At 71.6% G+C, this 17,758-nt stretch carries 14 protein-coding genes and 1 pseudogene; 9 read left to right on the top strand and 6 right to left on the bottom strand.

Annotated elements, in window-relative coordinates; all coding sequences use genetic code 11:
* The first annotated feature begins 212 nt into the window (after positions 1-212).
* Together Nocox_RS00215 and Nocox_RS00210 are read left to right on the top strand one after the other, a co-directional pair.
* Complete coding sequence (locus Nocox_RS00215) at positions 213-1,310, top strand: HesA/MoeB/ThiF family protein (RefSeq protein WP_211212802.1); 1,098 nt, start codon at positions 213-215, stop codon at positions 1,308-1,310.
* Positions 1,289-2,584, top strand: a complete 1,296-nt coding sequence (locus Nocox_RS00210) for a hypothetical protein (protein ID WP_020546404.1) — start codon at positions 1,289-1,291, stop codon at positions 2,582-2,584. Before Nocox_RS00215 ends, Nocox_RS00210 begins: the two co-directional genes overlap by 22 nt.
* Positions 2,585-2,588: 4 nt before the next feature.
* Here Nocox_RS00210 and Nocox_RS00205 read toward each other — a convergent pair whose 3' ends face one another.
* Complete coding sequence (locus tag Nocox_RS00205; RefSeq protein ID WP_020546403.1) at positions 2,589-3,476, bottom strand: NAD(P)-dependent oxidoreductase; 888 nt, start codon at positions 3,474-3,476, stop codon at positions 2,589-2,591.
* A 49-nt stretch (positions 3,477-3,525) separates the two neighbouring features.
* On the opposite strand from Nocox_RS00205, the gene Nocox_RS00200 reads away from it, so the two are divergent.
* A complete protein-coding gene (locus Nocox_RS00200; RefSeq protein WP_020546402.1) occupies positions 3,526-3,876 on the top strand; it encodes a winged helix-turn-helix transcriptional regulator in 351 nt (116 codons plus the stop codon).
* A gap of 140 nt (positions 3,877-4,016) precedes the next feature.
* Here Nocox_RS00200 and Nocox_RS00195 read toward each other — a convergent pair whose 3' ends face one another.
* The 3 genes from Nocox_RS00195 to Nocox_RS00185 form a co-directional block, all read right to left on the bottom strand.
* Positions 4,017-4,775 (bottom strand): class I SAM-dependent methyltransferase, encoded by a 759-nt coding sequence (locus Nocox_RS00195; RefSeq protein WP_020546401.1) that lies wholly within the window; start codon positions 4,773-4,775, stop codon positions 4,017-4,019.
* 65 nt (positions 4,776-4,840) lie between these two features.
* Entirely contained in the window at positions 4,841-6,445 is a 1,605-nt protein-coding gene (locus Nocox_RS43585) for an N-acyl-D-amino-acid deacylase family protein (RefSeq protein ID WP_084685879.1), read from the bottom strand.
* A 142-nt stretch (positions 6,446-6,587) separates the two neighbouring features.
* A complete protein-coding gene (locus Nocox_RS00185; protein WP_020546399.1) occupies positions 6,588-7,619 on the bottom strand; it encodes a TetR/AcrR family transcriptional regulator in 1,032 nt (343 codons plus the stop codon).
* 182 nt (positions 7,620-7,801) lie between these two features.
* On the opposite strand from Nocox_RS00185, the gene Nocox_RS00180 reads away from it, so the two are divergent.
* From Nocox_RS00180 to Nocox_RS00160, 5 genes and pseudogenes are all read left to right on the top strand, one after another.
* Positions 7,802-9,199 (top strand): MmgE/PrpD family protein, encoded by a 1,398-nt coding sequence (locus Nocox_RS00180; protein ID WP_020546398.1) that lies wholly within the window; start codon positions 7,802-7,804, stop codon positions 9,197-9,199.
* Positions 9,199-10,164, top strand: coding sequence for an ABC transporter substrate-binding protein (locus Nocox_RS00175; RefSeq protein ID WP_084685877.1), 966 nt, complete (start codon positions 9,199-9,201; stop codon positions 10,162-10,164). The genes Nocox_RS00180 and Nocox_RS00175 overlap by 1 nt, the downstream gene beginning before the upstream one ends.
* Before the next feature lie 25 nt (positions 10,165-10,189).
* A pseudogene (locus tag Nocox_RS42645) lies at positions 10,190-10,984 on the top strand (amino acid ABC transporter permease); the annotation flags it as partial.
* A gap of 162 nt (positions 10,985-11,146) precedes the next feature.
* Positions 11,147-11,944 carry an amino acid ABC transporter ATP-binding protein gene (locus Nocox_RS00165; protein ID WP_425517811.1) on the top strand — a complete coding sequence of 266 codons (798 nt, stop codon included), beginning with the start codon at positions 11,147-11,149 and terminating at the stop codon, positions 11,942-11,944.
* A 38-nt stretch (positions 11,945-11,982) separates the two neighbouring features.
* Positions 11,983-13,140 (top strand): NAD(P)/FAD-dependent oxidoreductase, encoded by a 1,158-nt coding sequence (locus Nocox_RS00160; protein WP_020546395.1) that lies wholly within the window; start codon positions 11,983-11,985, stop codon positions 13,138-13,140.
* Between the two features lie 25 nt (positions 13,141-13,165).
* On the opposite strand, the gene Nocox_RS00155 is transcribed toward Nocox_RS00160, so the two are convergent.
* Complete coding sequence (locus tag Nocox_RS00155) at positions 13,166-15,211, bottom strand: P-loop NTPase fold protein (RefSeq protein ID WP_026215001.1); 2,046 nt, start codon at positions 15,209-15,211, stop codon at positions 13,166-13,168.
* A 243-nt stretch (positions 15,212-15,454) separates the two neighbouring features.
* Between Nocox_RS00155 and Nocox_RS00150 the strand changes: the two genes are divergently transcribed.
* Positions 15,455-17,407: a tetratricopeptide repeat protein gene (locus tag Nocox_RS00150; protein WP_020546393.1), complete on the top strand. Its 1,953-nt coding sequence runs from the start codon at positions 15,455-15,457 to the stop codon at positions 17,405-17,407.
* 35 nt (positions 17,408-17,442) lie between these two features.
* On the opposite strand, the gene Nocox_RS00145 is transcribed toward Nocox_RS00150, so the two are convergent.
* Positions 17,443-17,628: a hypothetical protein gene (locus Nocox_RS00145; RefSeq protein WP_157383385.1), complete on the bottom strand. Its 186-nt coding sequence runs from the start codon at positions 17,626-17,628 to the stop codon at positions 17,443-17,445.
* Positions 17,629-17,758 lie beyond the last annotated feature (130 nt).

Here is a 17,758-nt window from a genome sequence, read left to right as displayed (position 1 = left end):
GGCCGGTGGAGGAGGTTGATCGGGAAACGACGCGAAGGAGGTGGACGCGGTGAAGATCGAGATCCGCAAGGTCGAGGCCGTCAAGGCGACCCAGTACATGACCTGAGGCACGTCCTCGCAGCCGGGCCGGGAGGCGGTCCCCCCGCCTCCCGGCCCGGCACCGGCCCGACCAGTCCCCGGCCCGACCAGTCCCGGCCCGACGAACGATGCGGATGAGCGCGATGCAGGTGATGTTGAAGGAGTGCGCCTGGGAGCCCCTCGGCGACGAGCTGGTGGTGGTCCACGACCCGCGCGAGGCGTACACGCTGGCCGATCCCGACGGCCGGATCGCGGCGCTCCTCGACGAGCTGGCGCGGGGGCCGGCCACGGCGGAGGAGCTGAGCGCGCGGCTCATCGCGCGGGGCGTCGCCGTCACGGGGGACGACGTCCGCGACGGGCTCGCCGGGCTCGACTCGCTCGGCCTGGTCGAGAACGCCGCCGAACGCCTCCTGGGCGACCCGGACGCCGACGAGCGGCATTTCTCCAATCTGACGTTCTTCGGGGCCTTCGCCAGGTTGGGCACGTCGCGGGCGGAGTTCGTGCGGCGGCTGCGGGACTCGCACGTCCTCGTGCTCGGCGCGGGCGGCGGCGGCTCGGCCCTGGTGCAGTGCCTCGCGGGGCTCGGCGTCGGCGCGCTGACGCTGGTGGACCGCGACGACATCGCGCCGCGCAACTTCGCCCGCCAGTTCCTCTACCGGCACGCCGACGTCGGCCGGTCGAAGGTGGACCGCGCCGCCGAATGGGTGCGCGAGTACGACCCCCGCATCGAGGTACGCGCCGTGGACCGGTGGATCTCCGGCCCGGACGACCTCAAGGACCTGACCGACGACGTCCACGTGATCGCGGGCGGCCTCGACGGCGCGCCCGACGCGAACCTGTGGGTGAACGAGGCGGCGCTGCGCGCGGGCGTCCCCCTGGTCGCCGGTGGGATGACCCGTACCCAGCTCATCTACTTCTCCGTGGACCCGGGCCGGAGCGCCTGCCTGCTCTGCGACGAGTCCGACCTGCCCCCGCCCGACGGGCGCACGAGCGCGGCGGTCGCGCAGCGGCTCAGCCGCGGGCTGCGTCTCGCGAACGGCCTCACCGGGCCGATGGCGATGCAGGTGGGGTCGCTGGTCGCCTACGAGGTCATGCGCTACCTGACCGGCGTCGAGCCGCCGCGCGCGGCCGGGTCCCGGGTCGTGCTCGACCTGCTGAACGGGCTCGTCCCCGTGTGGCAGCCGTTCCCCCGCGACCCGGACTGCCCGGCGTGCGCGCTGGCCAGGCGGTGACCCGCATGACCGGCGGGGTCCGGCTGCGCCCGCTCACCGTGGTCGAGGAGGGCGACGAGGCCCTGGTCGGCGACCCCGCCACCGGCACCTTCGTCTCCATGCCCGCCGTGGGCGGAGTGGTGATCTCGGCGCTGCTGCGCGGCGCGAGCGAGGAGGAGGCCGCCGCCGAGGCGGAGGCGTTCGCGGGCGAGCCGGTGGACCTGCCGTCGTTCGTGGCGGCCCTCGCCGAGCTGGGCTTCCTCGACGACCGGCCGGACGGCGACCGACCGGACGGCGACCGCCCCGGCGACGACCGGCCCGGTGACGACCGCCCCGGCGGCGACCGGCCGGACGTGGAACGCCAGGCCGTGCGCACCGCGCCGATCCAGATGCGGCGCTGGATGGCGGGGGTGAGCCGGCGCGTGGCCCGCCCCTTCTTCGGGCGGGCCGCCTGGGCCTGCTACCTCGCCCTCGCCCTGTTCTGCCTGGCCGTCTTCGTCGCCGCGCCGTCGCTGTTCCCGAGCCCGGCACAGGACGCGTTCCTGTTCGACGACGTGGGGCTGAGCGTGCTGCTGCTCATGCCGTTCGTCCTGGTCTCGACCGCGCTGCACGAGGGCGGGCACTGGCTGGCCGCCCGCGCGATCGGCCTCCGGTCCCGGTTCGGGGTGGACCGGCGGATGATGCTGCTCGTCCTGGAGACCGACCTCTCCCAGCTCTGGACGGTGCCGCGCCGCCTCCGCTACGGGCCGCTGCTCGGCGGGATCGCGGTGGACGTGGTCGTGCTCAGCCTGCTGCTGGCCGCCCGGCTGCTGATCAGGCAGGGGGTGTGGTCGCCGGCTCCCGCCGTGGACGCGACGCTCGCGGTGTGGGTGTTCGTGAAGCTGGCGGGCCTGCTGTGGCAGTGCATGGTGTTCCTGCGTACCGACCTGTACGCGGTGCTGGTCAACGCCCTCGGCTGCCGCGACCTGTGGCGGGTCAAAACCCTGATGCTGCGGCAGGCGTTCGGCCGGCTCACCCCGGCCCAGAAGGCGGAGCTGGTCGCGGCCGGGCCCGCCGACGTACGGGCCGGGCGGTGGTTCCGGTGGGTGTGGCTGGCCGGGTTCGCCGGGGTGCTGGCCTGGTTCGTCTTCTTCGTGCTCCCGGTCGTGGTCGCCGCGCTGGCGTGGACGGCGGACCGGCTCGTGCTCGGGCCGTTCGAGCCGCGCTTCTGGTACGCGCTGCTGTGCGCCGCCCTGCTGCTCGGGCCGTACGTGCTGGCCCTCTTCCTGGCGGTACGGGAGCACGTGCGGCGCTAGGCGATCACCGGGGGTTGAGCAGTTCCGTGACGCGGAGGAACCCGTCGTCGCCGTGGCCGCGCCCGATGACGCGGCGCGCCAGCCCTTCCGCCGCGCGCATCACGCCCGCCTCGATGCCGTGGGCCTCGGAGGTGTGGACGATGTGGGCCATCGACGACACCGCCGAGGTGATCGGGTTCCCCTCGCCGGAGTACGTCCCGCTGTCCACGTCCGCCGCGCCCTCCTCGAAGAGCGGCGGCAGGATCGCGCCGATCCCCTTGGCGAACGGCGCCAGCTCCCGCGCGCTGATCCCCTCGGCCCTGGCCACCGCCAGCGCGTGCGCGTACCCCGCCATCGCGGTCCAGAACAGGTCGAGCAGGGCGATGTCGTACGCGGCCGCCCTGCCGATGTCCGCGCCGACGTGGGTGTGGGTGCCGCCCAGGGCGTCCAGCGTCGGCCGGTGCTCGCGGTAGAGCTCCTCGGGCCCGCTGTGGAGGAACACCCCGGCGGGGGTGCCGATGGTCGGGGTCGGCGTCATGATGGCGCCGTCCAGGTATCCGACGCCGTGCGCGCCCGCCCAGGCCGCGCTCTCCCGTGCCCGGTCCGGGGTGTCGGCGGTCAGGTTCACGAGGGTGCGTCCCTTGAGCGCGCCGGTCACCTCGTCGCGGCGGACGACGGCGTCCACCGCGTCGTAGTTCACGACGCAGACCACGGTCAGCGGGCTCGCGGCGACCGCCTCCTCGGGCGAGCGGGCGCCGGTCGCGCCCCGCTCGACCAGCTCCCGCTCTTTGCCCGGCGTACGGTTCCAGACGGTCGTCCGCACGCCGGCGGCCAGGAAGGCGCCCGCCAGGGCCCGGCCCATCGGGCCCAGACCGAGCACGGTGACGGCAGACTGGTGGGTGTTCGAGGACATGCCTCAGCTCCTCAGAAGTAGCGATAGATGATGAAAAAAGGGGACGACGATGACGCGCAGCCGTGCCCGGGACCCGAACGTGTGCGGGGTGACCGCCGCGATCGCCGTGATCGACGGCAAGTGGAAGACGATGCTGCTCTGGCTGCTCGAATCGGCTCCGCAGCGCCCCGGCGAGCTACGCCGGCGGCTGCCGGGGCTCACGGAGAAGGTGCTGACTCAGACGCTGCGCGAGATGGAGGCCGACGGGCTGGTCCACCGGGAGGTGCACGACGTGCGGCCGCTGAAGACGGTCTACTCCCTGACCTCGTTCGGCCGCGAGCTCTCCGAGGCCCTCGCGCCGCTCTCCGACTGGGGCCACCGCCGCCTGGAGAAGCTGGCCGAGCCCCGACCCGTCACCTGAACCACTCCCGGCCCCCGCTTCACCTGGTCGTACGGACCCCTCCGGCCCGCACGACCAAGCTTCGCGCCGTACGAACCCCGCCGACAAGTACCCACAAAAAGGTGGCTATCGAGCGTCCAACTCTAGGCGCCCATCCCGTCTCACCCCCGCTCAAGCGTGAGCAGCGGCTCGGCGAACACGGGGGCCGGGGCGTCGGGGTCCTCGGCGACGGTCCGTTCGAGGCTGCGGAAGCCGGCCTCCTGCTCGTCGGGCGTGAGGTGGGCGAAGAACGACAGGGTGCGCAGGCGGAGCCGGTCGAGCAGGTCCCGGCGGGTGCCTGAGGACGGTTCGGTGACCGTGGTGAAGTCGGTGACGCGCCAGCCGGCCGTGGTGAACATGGCGATGGCCTCGTGCAACGGCTGGAAGAGGGTGGACTCGACCTCATGGGCGCGGGGGAAGTGGTCCAGCCACCACGGCCGGGGGTGGTGGTCGCTGAAGTTCGCGCGCAGCAGGAGCCGGCCGCCGGGGCGGAGCGCCCTGGCCAGCTCGTGGACGGCTCGCGGCTTGTTCTCCACGTGGTGCCAGGACAGGAACATGAGCGCGTAGTCGGCGCTCGCGGACGGCACCGGCAGGTGCTCGGCCGAGCCCTCCAGGTAGCGCACGCCGGGGTGCGGGGGCTGAGCCTCGGCCACCTCGCGCATGCGGACCGACGGCTCGACGCCGGTGACCGGGCCGAACGCGTCCGCCAGCGCGGGGGTGAAGCGGCCGGTCCCCGAGCCGACGTCCAGCCCGGTCAGGGGACGGCGGCCGGGCAGCACCGCCGCGAAGGCGTCGATCCAAACCTGGAGCTGCCGCTCGGTGAGCGCCCGGCCGCGCGCGTAGTTCTGGTGCTGCTCGGTGTCGTAGTCGACCCGTCTCATCGCGGCGCCGCCCCCGCTCGCTCAATGTATCGACCTGATACATCGCGACGATATGTCGGGCGACGTCATCCCGCAAGGGCGCGGCGGAGCACCTTGCCGGGACGCGCGCCGGTCGCGGCGGCGTCGAGGCGGAAGCCGTCGCCCGCCGCCCGCCTGTCGACCACGACCACCCCGTTGACCAGCACGAAGTCGATGCCGGTCGGCGCCGCGGGGGCGTCGAACGTCGCCCGTTCCCCCACGGTCGCCTCGTCGAACACCACCACGTCCGCCCACGCGCCGGCCCGCAGCACGCCGCGGTCGGTCAGCCCCATCAGCGACGCCGGCAGCGAGGTCATCTTCATGACCGCCGTCTCCAGCGGCAGCGCCCGCTTCTCCCGTACGTACTCGCCCAGCACCTTGGGGAAGGCCCCGTAGCTGCGCGGATGGCACGGGGCCAGCCACGGCTGGTTGAACCCGTCGGTGCAGACCGCCAGGTACGGCAGGGACAGGTAACGCCGGACGGCGTCGTCGCTCGTGCTCAGGTCGGTCCCCATGACGGCGTCGGGGCGCTCGTCGGGCAGCATCTCCAGGATGAGCTCGGCCTCCGCGTCCGGGCCGGGGGTGAGGCCGCGCGCGGTCAGGATGCCGGCCAGCGTCATGCCCTGCCACCGCCGCCCGCCGCCGTCGGTCCAGTCGAACACCACCACCAGGTCGCCGTCACCCCCGTGGTAGCGGACGATCCGGTCGACGATGCCTTCCTTGATCCGCCGCCGGCGGTGGGGGTCGGGCAGGTAGGTGTCGAGCAGGGTCGTCCGGCCGGCCGCCAGGTGCTCGCCGGGGATGAAGATGGAGGGGTTCCAGCCGAAGAACGTGTACGGGTACTGGTCGCCGGCCACGTCGATGCCGTCGGCGCGGGCCGCCTCGATCGCGCCGATCACCGCGTCCGTCTTCCACCAGTTGCACGCGCCGTCGGTCTTGAGATGGGAGAGCTGGACGCGCGCGCCGGAGTCACGGCCGATCCTGATGCCCTCCTCGACGGCGGCGAGCAGGTGGTCGCCCTCGCTGCGCATGTGGCTGGCGTAGAAGCCGCCGTGCTCGGCGACGACGGCGGCGCACGCGATCAGCTCCGCCGTACGGGACGACAGGCCGGGGATGTACTCGAGCCCGGTCGACATGCCGAACGCGCCGTCCGCCATCGCCTTGCCGAGCACGTCCCGCATGGCGTCGATCTGCTCGCCGGAGAGCTCTTCGGCGCCGGCCGGGACGCCGCAGGCGTCGCGTACGTACCCGTGCCCGGCGAGCGTGCCGAAATTGACCGCGGGAGGGGTCTGGTCCAGGCGGCCGAGAAGCTCGCCGGGCGCCATTTCCGCCATTCCGCAATTACCGGCGAGGACCGTGGTGATGCCCTGCATGAGGTAATTCTTGAACAGCAGGTGCCCGGGGTCACTGAACAGGTCGAGATCGGTGTGCGTGTGAATGTCGACGAATCCGGGGCACGCCACCCGCCCGCCCGCCTCGATGACGTCGGTGCCGGGTCCGATGAGCGCGGCAACCTCGGCACGGTCTCCGACCTGGCTGATCCTGCCCCTGGTGATCGCCAGCGCCGCCGCGCGCGGCCGCGCCGGGTCCATGGTGAGCACGGTGGCGTCCAGCACGACGACGTCCGCCGGGCCTGGGCGTGAATCAGGCATGCGATTTTCCGTTCCGAGGTGTCCGGGGGGTAATTGCAGGATTGTCGGCACGGCGGCGAAGCGCTGTCAAGAAAAGCGATGCGCCGGGCGCGCAAGTCGCATCGTGCGACGGGAAAATGACCGCTCGGCCAAGTACGCCGGCTCAGCGCGCCGGCAGCGACTCGGCGGGCACGCCGAGTTGCTCGGCCGTGAAGCGGGCGAGCAGGCCCCGCGCCGTCTCGGCCGACATGTCGCTGTAGCCGAGGGTGTTGCGCACGGCCAGGCTCTCGGCGATGGCGACGTACCGCTCGCACACCTCGGTGAGCGGCGCGACCGGCGTGAACGTGCCGTCCGCGACGCCCGCGGCGAACACCCCCATCACCGCGTCCGCCCACCGCCGCGACATGCGTACGCACTCGTCGAGAAAGGCCGGGTGCCGCCTGACCCGCGCCCACATCTCCAGCCACAGCAGGTATTCCTCGAAGGTGCCCTGGTCGCCGGGGATGCTGAGTTCGAGCAGGTGGCGCAGTTGGCCGATGGCGCTGGCGTTGCCGCCGAGCAGGCGCTGCAGGGTGAGGTGCAGCTGGTCGCCGGCCCAGCGGAAGGCGGCCAGCAGCGCCTCGTCCTTGCTCCTGAAGTAATAGTGGATGCTGGCGTTCGACACTCCCGCCTCGCGGGCGATGTCGGCGATGCGGGTCGCCTCGATGCCGTGCTGGGCCATGAGCCGGCAGGCGGCGACGCGGATGCGGTCCTCGGGGCTCCCGGGGTCGGGGGTCAGGCCGGGCCTGGTGAGTGCCTGCTCCTTCCAGCGGCCGGCCAGCTTGCGCAGCAGGCCGGCGTCGTCGCCGCCGGCCTGGAGCACGTCGTCGATGCGCCGCGTCATCCGCCAGGCGCGCCGGTAGTCGACGCCGAGCGCCCCGGCGACCCGGTTGGGGCGGGCCTTGCCGGGGGAGTCCAGCACCAGCACGACGGCGTCGAGCCAGGCCGCGAGCGGCACGGGGGAGCCGGCGAACGGCGTGGTCGAGGCCGGGTAGACGTGCGCGCCGCAGCTGTCGCAGGCGTACGCCCGCCGCCGCGAGACCCGGTGGAACGACCGGTCGGCCGCGCACCGGCGGCAGTGGGGCGTCCGGCCGTCGGGGGCGTGGACGGTGCTCCAGAGCAGCGCCAGCGCGGCCTCCTCCCGGTCGGCGGCCACCGCTTCCTTACTTGCTTCTGCAGGTATTTTCACACTTCCGGCTCTCTGTAAATACAAGGCAGAACGTTCCTTGACAAGCCATCGCGGCGAATGGAATTGTTTCCGGCACCAAAGATATACCTGCAGAAACATGGGAGAAACAAATGGCGGCGCCGTTTCGTGACGATCTCCGGAGCGCGCCTGTGGCCTGGACGAACGGCGATTCACCGGCGGCGGCCTTCATCACCGGGCTCACCTGGGAGCGGTTACCGCGCGAGGTGATCGACCGGGCCGTGATGTGCCTGATCGACACGCTCGCGGCCGTGCTCGCCGGCCGGGCGTCGAAGTCCGCGCTCGTGGCCGACGACCTCGCCCGCGCCTGGTGGCCCACCGGCCCGGCGACCTCGATCGTCAGCGGGAGCCCGTTGGCCACCGGCGGCGCCGCCTTCGCCAACGCGGTCGCGGCCAACGCCGTCGACATCGACGACTGCGGCATCTACACCTGGGGCCACCCCGGGGCCCAGGTCGTGCCGACCGCGCTCGCCCTGGCCGAGGAGCTGCGTCTCAGCGGGCGCGAGCTGATCACCGCGATCGTCGTCGGCTACGAGATCGCCTTCAGGGCCGGCCGCTGCGTCAACCACGAGCAGAGCGCCGTCCACTCGGCCGAACGCACCTACCGGGCCTGCGGCTCGTGGGGCGCGGTGGCCTGCGCCGCGATCGCCTGCCACGTCCACGGGCTGGACGAGACCACCACGCGGCACGCCCTCGGCATCGCCGAGTACGACTCCCCCGACCTGCCGATGATGCGCGCCATCGACACCCCCGGCATGGTCAAGCACGGCGTCGGCTTCGGCGCGCTCACCGGCCTGCTGGCGGCCGACCTCGCCCGGCGCGGCTTCACCGGGATCGAGCCCGGCCTCGACCTCGCGCGGTTCCGCCCGTACGTGGACGACCTGGGCGCCGACTACTACCTGCCGCGCGGCATCACCTGGAAGCGGTACTCCAGCTGCGCCTGGACCCACCCCGCCCTGCTCGCCGTCGAGAAGCTGCGCACCGAGCACCCTCTGCCGCCCCCCGACATCGCCCGCGTCGTCATCGAGACCTATCCCGACGCCGCCAGGCTCGGCACCCGGCTGCCGGAGACGACCGAGGAGGCCCAGTTCAACCTGGCCTGGCCGGTCGCGGCGCTGCTGGCCGACGGCCGGGTCGGACCGGACCAGATGGCGGACGCCCGCCTCGGCGCACCCGAGATCGCCGAGCTGTGCCGGCGGATCGAGGTGGTGGTGACCGACGACCTCACCCGCCGCTACTACCTCTCGGAGGTCAACGACCCGGAGGGCAGCGACTCCGCCGTGGTCACCGTCACGCTGACCGACGGCACCGTGCTGTCGTCGGGCCGGGTCGACCACATCCTCTACCCCGAGCCCGGCTGGACCCTGGACGAGATGCGGGACAAGTTCACCTGGCTGGCCTCCGGCCGGGTGACGCCCGAGTCGGTTCCCCGGCTGCTGGAAGCCCTGGCGGGCGTGGAATCCGCCGACGACAGCTCCGTCCTCGTACGGGACCTGGCGTCGTCCCTGACACCGGTTGGAGCCAACTGATGAGAGCACTTCGCCCGCGCGGCCGGTCGACGTTCCTGAGCGTGGTGGCGATGGTCGTCGCGCTCGGCGGCTGCGCCCTGGCCGCCGACCCGCCCGCCCCCGAGGTCGGCGGCAAGGAGAGCGCCGCCTCCGCATCCGCGCCCGTCGCGACGCCGGCGGCCGATCCCGCCCTGCACGACCTGCTGCCCGAGCGGATCAAGTCGGCCGGCGTCATCCGGGTGGCCAGCAACATCCCCTATCCGCCCTGGGAGATGTACACGACGGCGGGCGGTCAGCAGCCCACGGGCATCGACTACGACCTCTCCCAGGCCCTCGCCGCCAAGCTCGGTGTGAAGGCGTCCTTCGACCAGACGGCCTTCGACAGCATGATCCCCGCCCTCCTGGCCGGCAAGGCCGACATCGTCATGGCGGGCATCTTCGACACCCCGAAGCGGCGCGAGTCGCTGAGCTTCGTCGACTACGCCAAGGACGGCTACTCCCTGCTGGTCGTCAAGGGCAACCCCCAGGGACTCAAGGACGTCGCCGACCTGTCGGGCAAGACCGTCGCGGTGCAGAGCTCCACCTCCGAGGAAGCCGCGATGAGCAAGCTGAGCAAGCGGTTCGAGTCGGAGGGCAAGCCGGGCGTCACGGTCCTCGCGTTCCCCGGCGACAGCGAGGCGTTCCTGGCGATCAAGAGCGGCAAGGCGATGGCCCGCGTCCAGGCGACCTCCGCGGCCGCGTACGCCGCCAAGACCTTCGAGGGCGGCAACGCGTTCGAGCTGGTCGAGTCGCCCTCGATCACGGCCGAGTTCGGCGGCGGCATGGAGGGCATCGGCGTCCCCAAGGCGGACACCGAGCTGCGGACGGCGCTGCAGAAGGCGCTGCAGGCGCTGATGGACGACGGGACCTACCTGAAGATCCTCTCCACGTACGGCGTGCAGAACATCGCGCTGACCAAGGCGGAGATCGACCAGGGGACCGACTAGGGCACCCGCGAGAAGGAGAAGTGTCATGACCTCCTTGACATCCGCCGACGCCACCTCGGCCCTCGCCGGGCAGCGGCCGCCTCCCGTCGCCGTGGTGCCGGTCCGCCGGTACGGCCGCTGGGCGGCGGCGGCGCTGGTGGCGTACATCCTGTTCGCCCTCGGCTGGTCGTTGTGGCACAACCCCAACCTCGACCTCGCCTCGATCCGGCAGTACCTGTTCGCGCCCTCGATCCTGCACGGCCTCGTCGTCACCGTCGAGCTGACCCTCGTGGCCATGGTGATCGGCGTCGCCGGCGGCGTGCTGCTCGCGGTGATGCGACTGTCGGACAACCCGGTGCTGTCCGGCGTCGCGCAGGGCTACATCTGGTTCTTCCGCGGCACTCCCCTGCTGGTCCAGATCATCTTCTGGGGCTTCCTGGGCGCGCTCTACCCCAACCTCTTCCTCGGGATCCCGCTCACCGGCGTCGTGTTCGGCTCGGTGCCGACGAGCTCGGTCATCGGCGCGGCCACCGCGGCGGTGCTGGCGCTGGCCACGAACGAGGCCGCGTACTGCGCCGAGCTGGTCCGCGCGGCGATCATCTCGGTGGACGGCGGGCAGAGCGAGGCGGCCATGTCGCTCGGCATGTCCTCGAGGCGCAGGATGCGCTTCGTCATCCTGCCGCAGGCCATGCGGGTGCTGATCCCGACGCTTGGCAACGAGGCCATCTCGATGCTGAAGATGACCGCGCTGGTCTCGGTCATCTCCGGGCGGGACCTGATGACCAGCGTGCAGCAGATCTACCAGCAGAACCTCAAGATCATTCCGCTGCTGGTCGTGGCCTCGCTGTGGTACCTGCTGCTGACCTCGGTCCTCAGCGTCGGGCAGCACTACGTGGAGCGCTACTTCGGCCGCGGGTTCGGCGCGAAGCACTCGGCCGCCGCGGAACGGCGGGCCCGGCGGCGCGCGGCCGTCCGCGCCAAGGCCGAGCCCTCGCCCGGGCTCGTGCCGGACACCGCGCGGGAGACCGTGGACGACGGCGAGCCCGTCATCCGCGTGGAGCAGGCGTGGAAGTGGTTCGGCTCCACCGACGTGCTGCGGGGCGTGAACCTCACCGTCCGGCCCAGGCGGACGCTCGTCCTGCTCGGCCCGTCGGGCAGCGGCAAGTCCACCCTGCTGCGCTGCGTCAACGCCCTGGAACGCCTGGACTCCGGCCTGGTCGAGGTGGAGGGCAGCCGGGTCGGGCTGCGCGAGGCCGGCGGCCGGCTGCACGAGCTGACCGAGGCCGAGCTGTGCCGGCAGCGGGTCCGCATCGGCATGGTGTTCCAGCGGTTCAACCTGTTCCCGCACATGACCGCGCTGGAGAACGTCACCCTCGGTCCCCGGCGCGTGCTGGGCCTGTCCCGGGCGCAGGCCGAGGCGGAGGCCGAGCGGCTGCTGACCCGGGTCGGCCTGCGCGACAAGCTCGACTCCTACCCGTCGCAGCTGTCCGGCGGGCAGCAGCAGCGGGTGGCGATCGCGCGCGCCCTGGCGATGAAGCCGCACGTCATGCTGTTCGACGAGCCGACCTCGGCCCTCGATCCCGAGCTGGTGGGCGAGGTGCTCGACGTCATGAAGGACCTGGCCAGGCAGGGCATGACCATGATCGTGGCCACCCACGAGATCGGGTTCGCCAAGGAGGTCGCCGACACCGTCGCCATGCTCGACGGGGGCGTCGTCATCGAGTCGGGGCCGCCCGGGGAATGCCTGGTGGCGCCGAAGGAGGAGCGCACCAAGGCGTTCCTGTCGAAGGTCCTCGCGTGACCCCCCGCCCCTCATCACGTTTCCTGGAGGTCTGAGCAGTGCCCGAGGTCATCGTCGTCGGCGCCGGCGTCATGGGCGCGTCCACCGCGTTCCATCTGGCCGAACGCGGCGCGCGGTCCGTCACGGTCGTCGACGCCCGGCACGCCGGGGAGGGCATGAGCAGCCGCTCGTCGGCCCTCGTCCGGATGCACTACACGTTCGAGCAGGAGGTACGTCTCGCGGTCGACAGCCTCGCCTTCTTCCGCGAGTGGCCGGAGCGGGTCGGGCGGCCTCCCGTGCTCCGCGAGTGCGGGTTCGTCCGGATCGTCCAGCCCGGCGAGGCCGGCCTGCTCCGCGAGAACGTCGCGATGCAGTGCGCCTGCGGGGCCGAGGCCGAGGTGATCGGCGCGGCCGACGTGCTGGAGCTGGAGCCGCGCTGGCGGGTGGACGACGTGGTGGCGGCCGCGTACGAGCCGCGCGCCGGCTACGGCGACGGCGCGGTCGTGGCGGGCGACCTCCTGTCCCGCGCCCGGGAGCTGGGCGTCGCCTACCGGCCCAACACCCCCGTGCGCTCGCTGCTCACCGACGCCGGCGGCCGGGTGCGCGGGGTCCGCACCGACACCGGCGACCTCATGGCCGACCTGGTCGTCCTGGCCACCGGCGTGTGGACCCGCCCGCTGCTCCTGGCCGTGGGCGTGGACCTGCCCATCGAGTCCGAGTACCACGAGGTGGCGGTGCTGCGGGACGGACCCGGCGGGCCGGCGTCCAGGATCGCCTGCATCGACTCGGGGACCCGTACGTACTTCCGGCCGGAGGGCGGCGGGCTGCTGCTCGGCGACTTCGTCGGCCCGCGCGACGGGATCGACCCCGACGACTTCCCGCAGACGCCGGGCGAGGAGAGCGTGGTGGAGCTGGTCGGGCGGGCCGCGCGCCGCGTTCCCGCCCTCGCCGAGTCGGGCATCAGCCGCGGCGTGACCGGCGTGTACGACATGTCGCCCGACGCCCGGCCGATGCTGGGCCCGGTGGCCGGGATCGAGGGACTGATCGTGGCGGCCGGCTTCTCCGGCATGGGCTTCAAGATCTGCCCGGCGGTCGGCCGCGCCCTCGCCGAACTGGCCCTGGGCGAACCGCAGACCGTGGACGTCTCCGCCTTCACCCCCGACCGCTTCGCCCAAGGACGCCCGATCGATCCCCCGTACGGCTACGGCGACGACTGACGACCCCCGTCGGACGCCGATCCTGCTACACCCGGTCGCAGGCCTCGACGGCCCGCTTCAGCCGGCGTTCGATCTCCCGCGGGTGGCGGCCGAGCGACGACCTGGCCTCCGCCAGGGCCATGACGGCCTGGCCCATCGCCTCGCTCTGCCAGGCCGCCGGCGGCCGGGAGACGGAGAACAGGCGCTCGCAGAGGGCGGCGATCCGCGCGTACGGCGCCAGGGTCGCCGCCGGTTGGGCCTCGGGCGCGACCGGTCCCCCGTCCGGGGGGAACGCGCCGGCCTCGACGAGGTCATATAAGGGCGCGGACTCGTTCTCCAGCGACTCCTGGAACGCCAGCACCTGGTCCAGCATCTCCTCGTTGCCGTCGTCGCCGCGCAGCTTCTCGACGGTCGCGTCCACGACCTCGCGCAGGTCCTTGCGCAGCACCCGGCGGGACAGCAGGGCGACGGTGGCCTCCTCGCCGGCCCTGAGCTCGCGCTTGAGGTCGACGCACGCGCGGGCGGTCCTGATGAGGTCGCGGGCGTGGCCGCCGGACCAGGCGTGGCAGAACAGGACGAACACCGTGGAGAAGTCGCGGGCCCGCCGGGACAGCAGCGTCTGCGACTCCTTCATGGACAGCGGTCCGACGCCGATGATGGTGTCGAACGCCGAGTCGAAGACGTCCCGCACCGGCACCCCCCGCGCCGCGAAGCTGTGCATGGCGTCCGTGGAGACCGACAGGACGAAGTGCGCCTTGGCGACGTGGAACAGGTCCTTGAGCCCGTTGATCGCGTCGACGGCCTCGGCCGGGTTCGCCAGCTTGTCCAGCTCGTCGACGCAGATGACGACGGGCTTGTTGCTGAGCGCGAGCAGTTGGTCGATGAACTGCCGGAGCGCCTGGACCGACTCGGCGTGCGTGATCTCCCGCTCGGTCCTGGAGAGCTTGCCGCCGCCGTCGAAGCCGGTCCCGCCGATCTTGAGCGCGGTGCTCGCGCTCCTCTCGACCGTCGTGGACCAGCGCAGGAACTCCAGTTGTTGCAGGCAGAGCTCGCGGGTGGTCCGCGGCGGGACCGTCAGCTTCGTCCGGCTCTGGAAGAGGACCCAGCCCCGGCTGAGCATGAACCCGATGATCAGGGCGCCCAGGACGACCGCGGCGAAGCCAGTCCAGCCGAGGTCGAGCGCGTCGGGCACGGGACGGTTCTTGTCGTAGATCCACAGCGCGATCATGAAGAACAGCACCACGGACGCGAGCAGGGTCCGCAGCACCGCGCGGAGCGTCGGCGCCACCATGCGGTGGCGGATGAGGGCGGCCTCGCCGGGTTTGAGGCCGACCTGCGCCAGCTCGTTGTGGATGAGGCGGGTGAACTCCACGGCGGAGTACTGCACCGGCGCGCTGACCAGGGCGACGTGGAAGTCGAGGTTCTTGTCCAGCCGGAGCTGCCGCATCAGGGTCGTCTTGCCGGAGCCGCGCGCGCCGGCCAGGCCGATGGCGGAGGACTCGTGCTCGCCGATGAAGGTGCGGAGCCGTTCGTAGGTGCGGGAGGGGATGGTGTCCTGGAGGTGGAGCTCCACCAGCGCGGGAGCCTTGGACGTGCGCAGCGTGCCGCCCCAGCGCACCTCGTCGTCCTGCAGCTCGCTGATGACGAGCCGGATGAGGGCGCGCAGCGGCGCCAGCAGCGCCGTCCGCAGCTCGCGGGCGGCGCTCACGCCGCGCCGCCGGATCGCGGTCCAGCGCGCGACGAAGGCGACCGCTCCGAGCACGGCCAGGCCGGACGCGAACGTGACGTTGGCCGTGCGCGACGCGAAGGGCGTGCCGTCGCTCCACAGGGCGGCCCCGGCGACGAGGAGGACCGCCGCCAGGAGGGCGAGGGCGGCGACGACCCAGAAACGGCGCATCGCGCGGCTGGCCTCTTCGACCACCGCGATCTCCTCGCTCAGCAAGGTGGCGAGCTGACCGGATCTCAGCCGGACCTTGTCGAGTATCTCGCGATGGAGGCCCGCGTCGTACTCCATCTCGGCGTCGTTCTCCAGCAGTTCGCGTGCGACCTGCTCCAGCTCCTCGGAGGACAGCCGGTCGTTCTTGCCATCCATCTCCACCCCCACCGGCGTGATCGGTAACACCGATTTGGGTCACCACAAATGCAGATGCGAGCCGGAGGACAAAAGACGTTTCGTACGCCTTAAATTTTCTCCTCCAGAGACTTCTGACGCTAGACATAGCATGATAGAAGACTTTCTTGGATGATTACGGCATTACCCAGCCGGTTTTCAAGCCACGCCACCTCCAGGCAAACTATGGATTCGACTGGAGGCGGCAACAGGTTACGGGAGATCATGACCGCGTACGAAGATGGCCCTTGGGTCGGTCTCCGGCCTTTCGGCAGGCAGGACTACGCCAGGTTCTTCGGACGCGACGCCGAGAAGCGCGCGGTGGCCGAGCTCTGGACCAGGCATCGGCTGACCCTGCTGGTCGGCGACTCCGGCGTGGGGAAGACGTCCCTGCTGCATGCCGGGGCGGCTCCGTACGCGGTCGCGAGCGGGGCGCAGGTGGTGCCCGTAGGCGACCTCAGCTATCGCAGGTCCCTGCCCGCCCCTCTGATCACGGCCCGCGGCCGTCCCCTCTTCGCGCTCCTGTCCTCATGGCAGCCCGCGGAGGACCCCACCCGCAGCATCGGGCTGACGATCCAGGAGTTCTTCAAACGCAAGCTCGGCAAGGCGGGGCGCGGCACGCCGCTCCTGGTGGCCATCGACGGCGCCGAGCGGATGCTCCGTCGCCCGACCGCCGCCGAGCCGGAGCACCGCCGCCTGCGCGCGGAGCTGGAAGCCGCTCTGCGGGCGTTCCCGGACGTCCATCTGCTGCTCGCGATCCGGCCGGACGCCGTCGAAGCGGCGCTCGATCTCTGTGTGGCGCTCAACGAAACCCCTGCGCGGTACGACCTGTCGCCTCTCGACCGGCCGTCCGCGATCGACGCGCTCACTCGTCCCCTGCTCGGCACCCCTCTGCAGTTCGACCATCAAGTGGCGGAGCGGTTGGTCGACGTCCTGAAGGTCGAGCACGGCACGCCGGGCGGCCCACGCGTGGAGCCCGTCCTGCTGCAGATGCTGTGCGCCGAACTCTTGGCCGGCCTGCACGGCGGCAGGACGTTGTCCGCCGCCGCCAAGAGGGTGCTCGACGACGTGGACGCCACGCTGGCCGACTTCTGCACCCGAACGCTGTATACGCTGACCAGCGACCACGGGCTGCCGACCTGCGAGATCGGCGGGTGGATGCGGCGGACCTTCACCAGGTCACCCGACGAGGCGTCCCCGCACGAGGCCGTGCCGGCGCCCCGGAGCGCCCGGCCGAAGGAGGTCACAGACGCGGTGGTCCGCGCGGTGGAGGACCGGCACCTGCTGAAGTACTGCCGGCTGCCGGACGAGGACGGTCTTCAGCTTCAGCATCCGCTCCTGGCGCGGGCTCTCCAGCGGCTCGGCGAGTCACCCGTGGCGCAGCCCGAGCCCACCGCCGACGACCTGCTACGCGAAACGGAGGAGGCGATGACCGCGGGCAATCCGAAGCTCGCGGAGAAGTACGCGCGAGCGGCGCTCGCCACGGCAGGGAAGGCACGCAGCGATGCTCATGTCTCCGCCCGGATCACTCTCGGTGACGTCGCTTACATGCTGGGGGATCACGGCGCGGCATGCCAGGCCTACGAGAAGGCGCTGGAGATCGAGCTGCTGGTGGACGCCGGGTCTCCCACTGTCACGTACTTGTACGCCGCGATTGCCCGTCTCCACCTGCTCCAGGGGGACATGGAACGCGCGCTCGGCGTCGCCCGCGCCAGCCGGGTGAACCAGACGGCGGAGCTCATCGCCAGGTTGGAGGTGGCGCAGTCCTTCTGGCGGACGAACCGGCATCAGGCGGCGGTCAAGGAACTGAACGTCATACTGGAGCGGGACCCGACGCATTGCGAGGCCCTGCGCATCCGCGGCGAGATCTACGCGGACTGGGGCAAGTCACAACAAGCGGTGCGCGACCTGAGCAGTGTCGCCATCTCCGCGCCGCCGTCTGCCCGTGCGGCGTACATCCTGGCGGCCAACGTCCCCGTCACGCGGGGGGAGATCGAAGAGCTTCGCGAGGAAGGGCGCTCTCATGGCCTGGTCCTGCTGTACCTCGCTCAGACGACGCACAGGAACGGCAACCGCGACCTGGCGGCGGAACTCGCCGAGGAAGCCCTCCTTGCGAGGAATCCATGCCTGTCGAGCCACCATCGACGGCAGGCCGCGAAAATCATAAGGAAGCAGTGATAAAGGGTGTTTATGCCCAGTTGTGGAGATATGTCTCAATCGCCAGTGAGAGGAACCGAGTTACTGAACCGGGCGACAGGGTCGGCGTCACGACGGTCGGGCGACATCAGGCTTCTCATCGCCCAGGCGAAGACAGAGTCGTCGAGCTCATCGAGATCACGGAGAGACAGATCCGAACAATCAAGCAGCTGACCTGCTAGCTCGCTCTCCCGCAGCTCCATGGCCGACTCCCAGCTCGATGCACCCTGGTCCAGTTTCCGGGCCAGCATACAAGGTACGCGTCCGCCTCAGGTAATAGGGACGACTCGACAGACCATACTTTGGGAAGGGTCAGGGTTCCGAGACGCGAAT

Source organism: Nonomuraea coxensis DSM 45129 (assembly GCF_019397265.1).
GTDB classification, from domain to species: Bacteria; Actinomycetota; Actinomycetes; order Streptosporangiales; family Streptosporangiaceae; genus Nonomuraea; species Nonomuraea coxensis.
The sequence above is the reverse complement of the archived record's forward strand: the minus strand, read 5'-3'. Positions and strand labels throughout refer to the sequence as shown.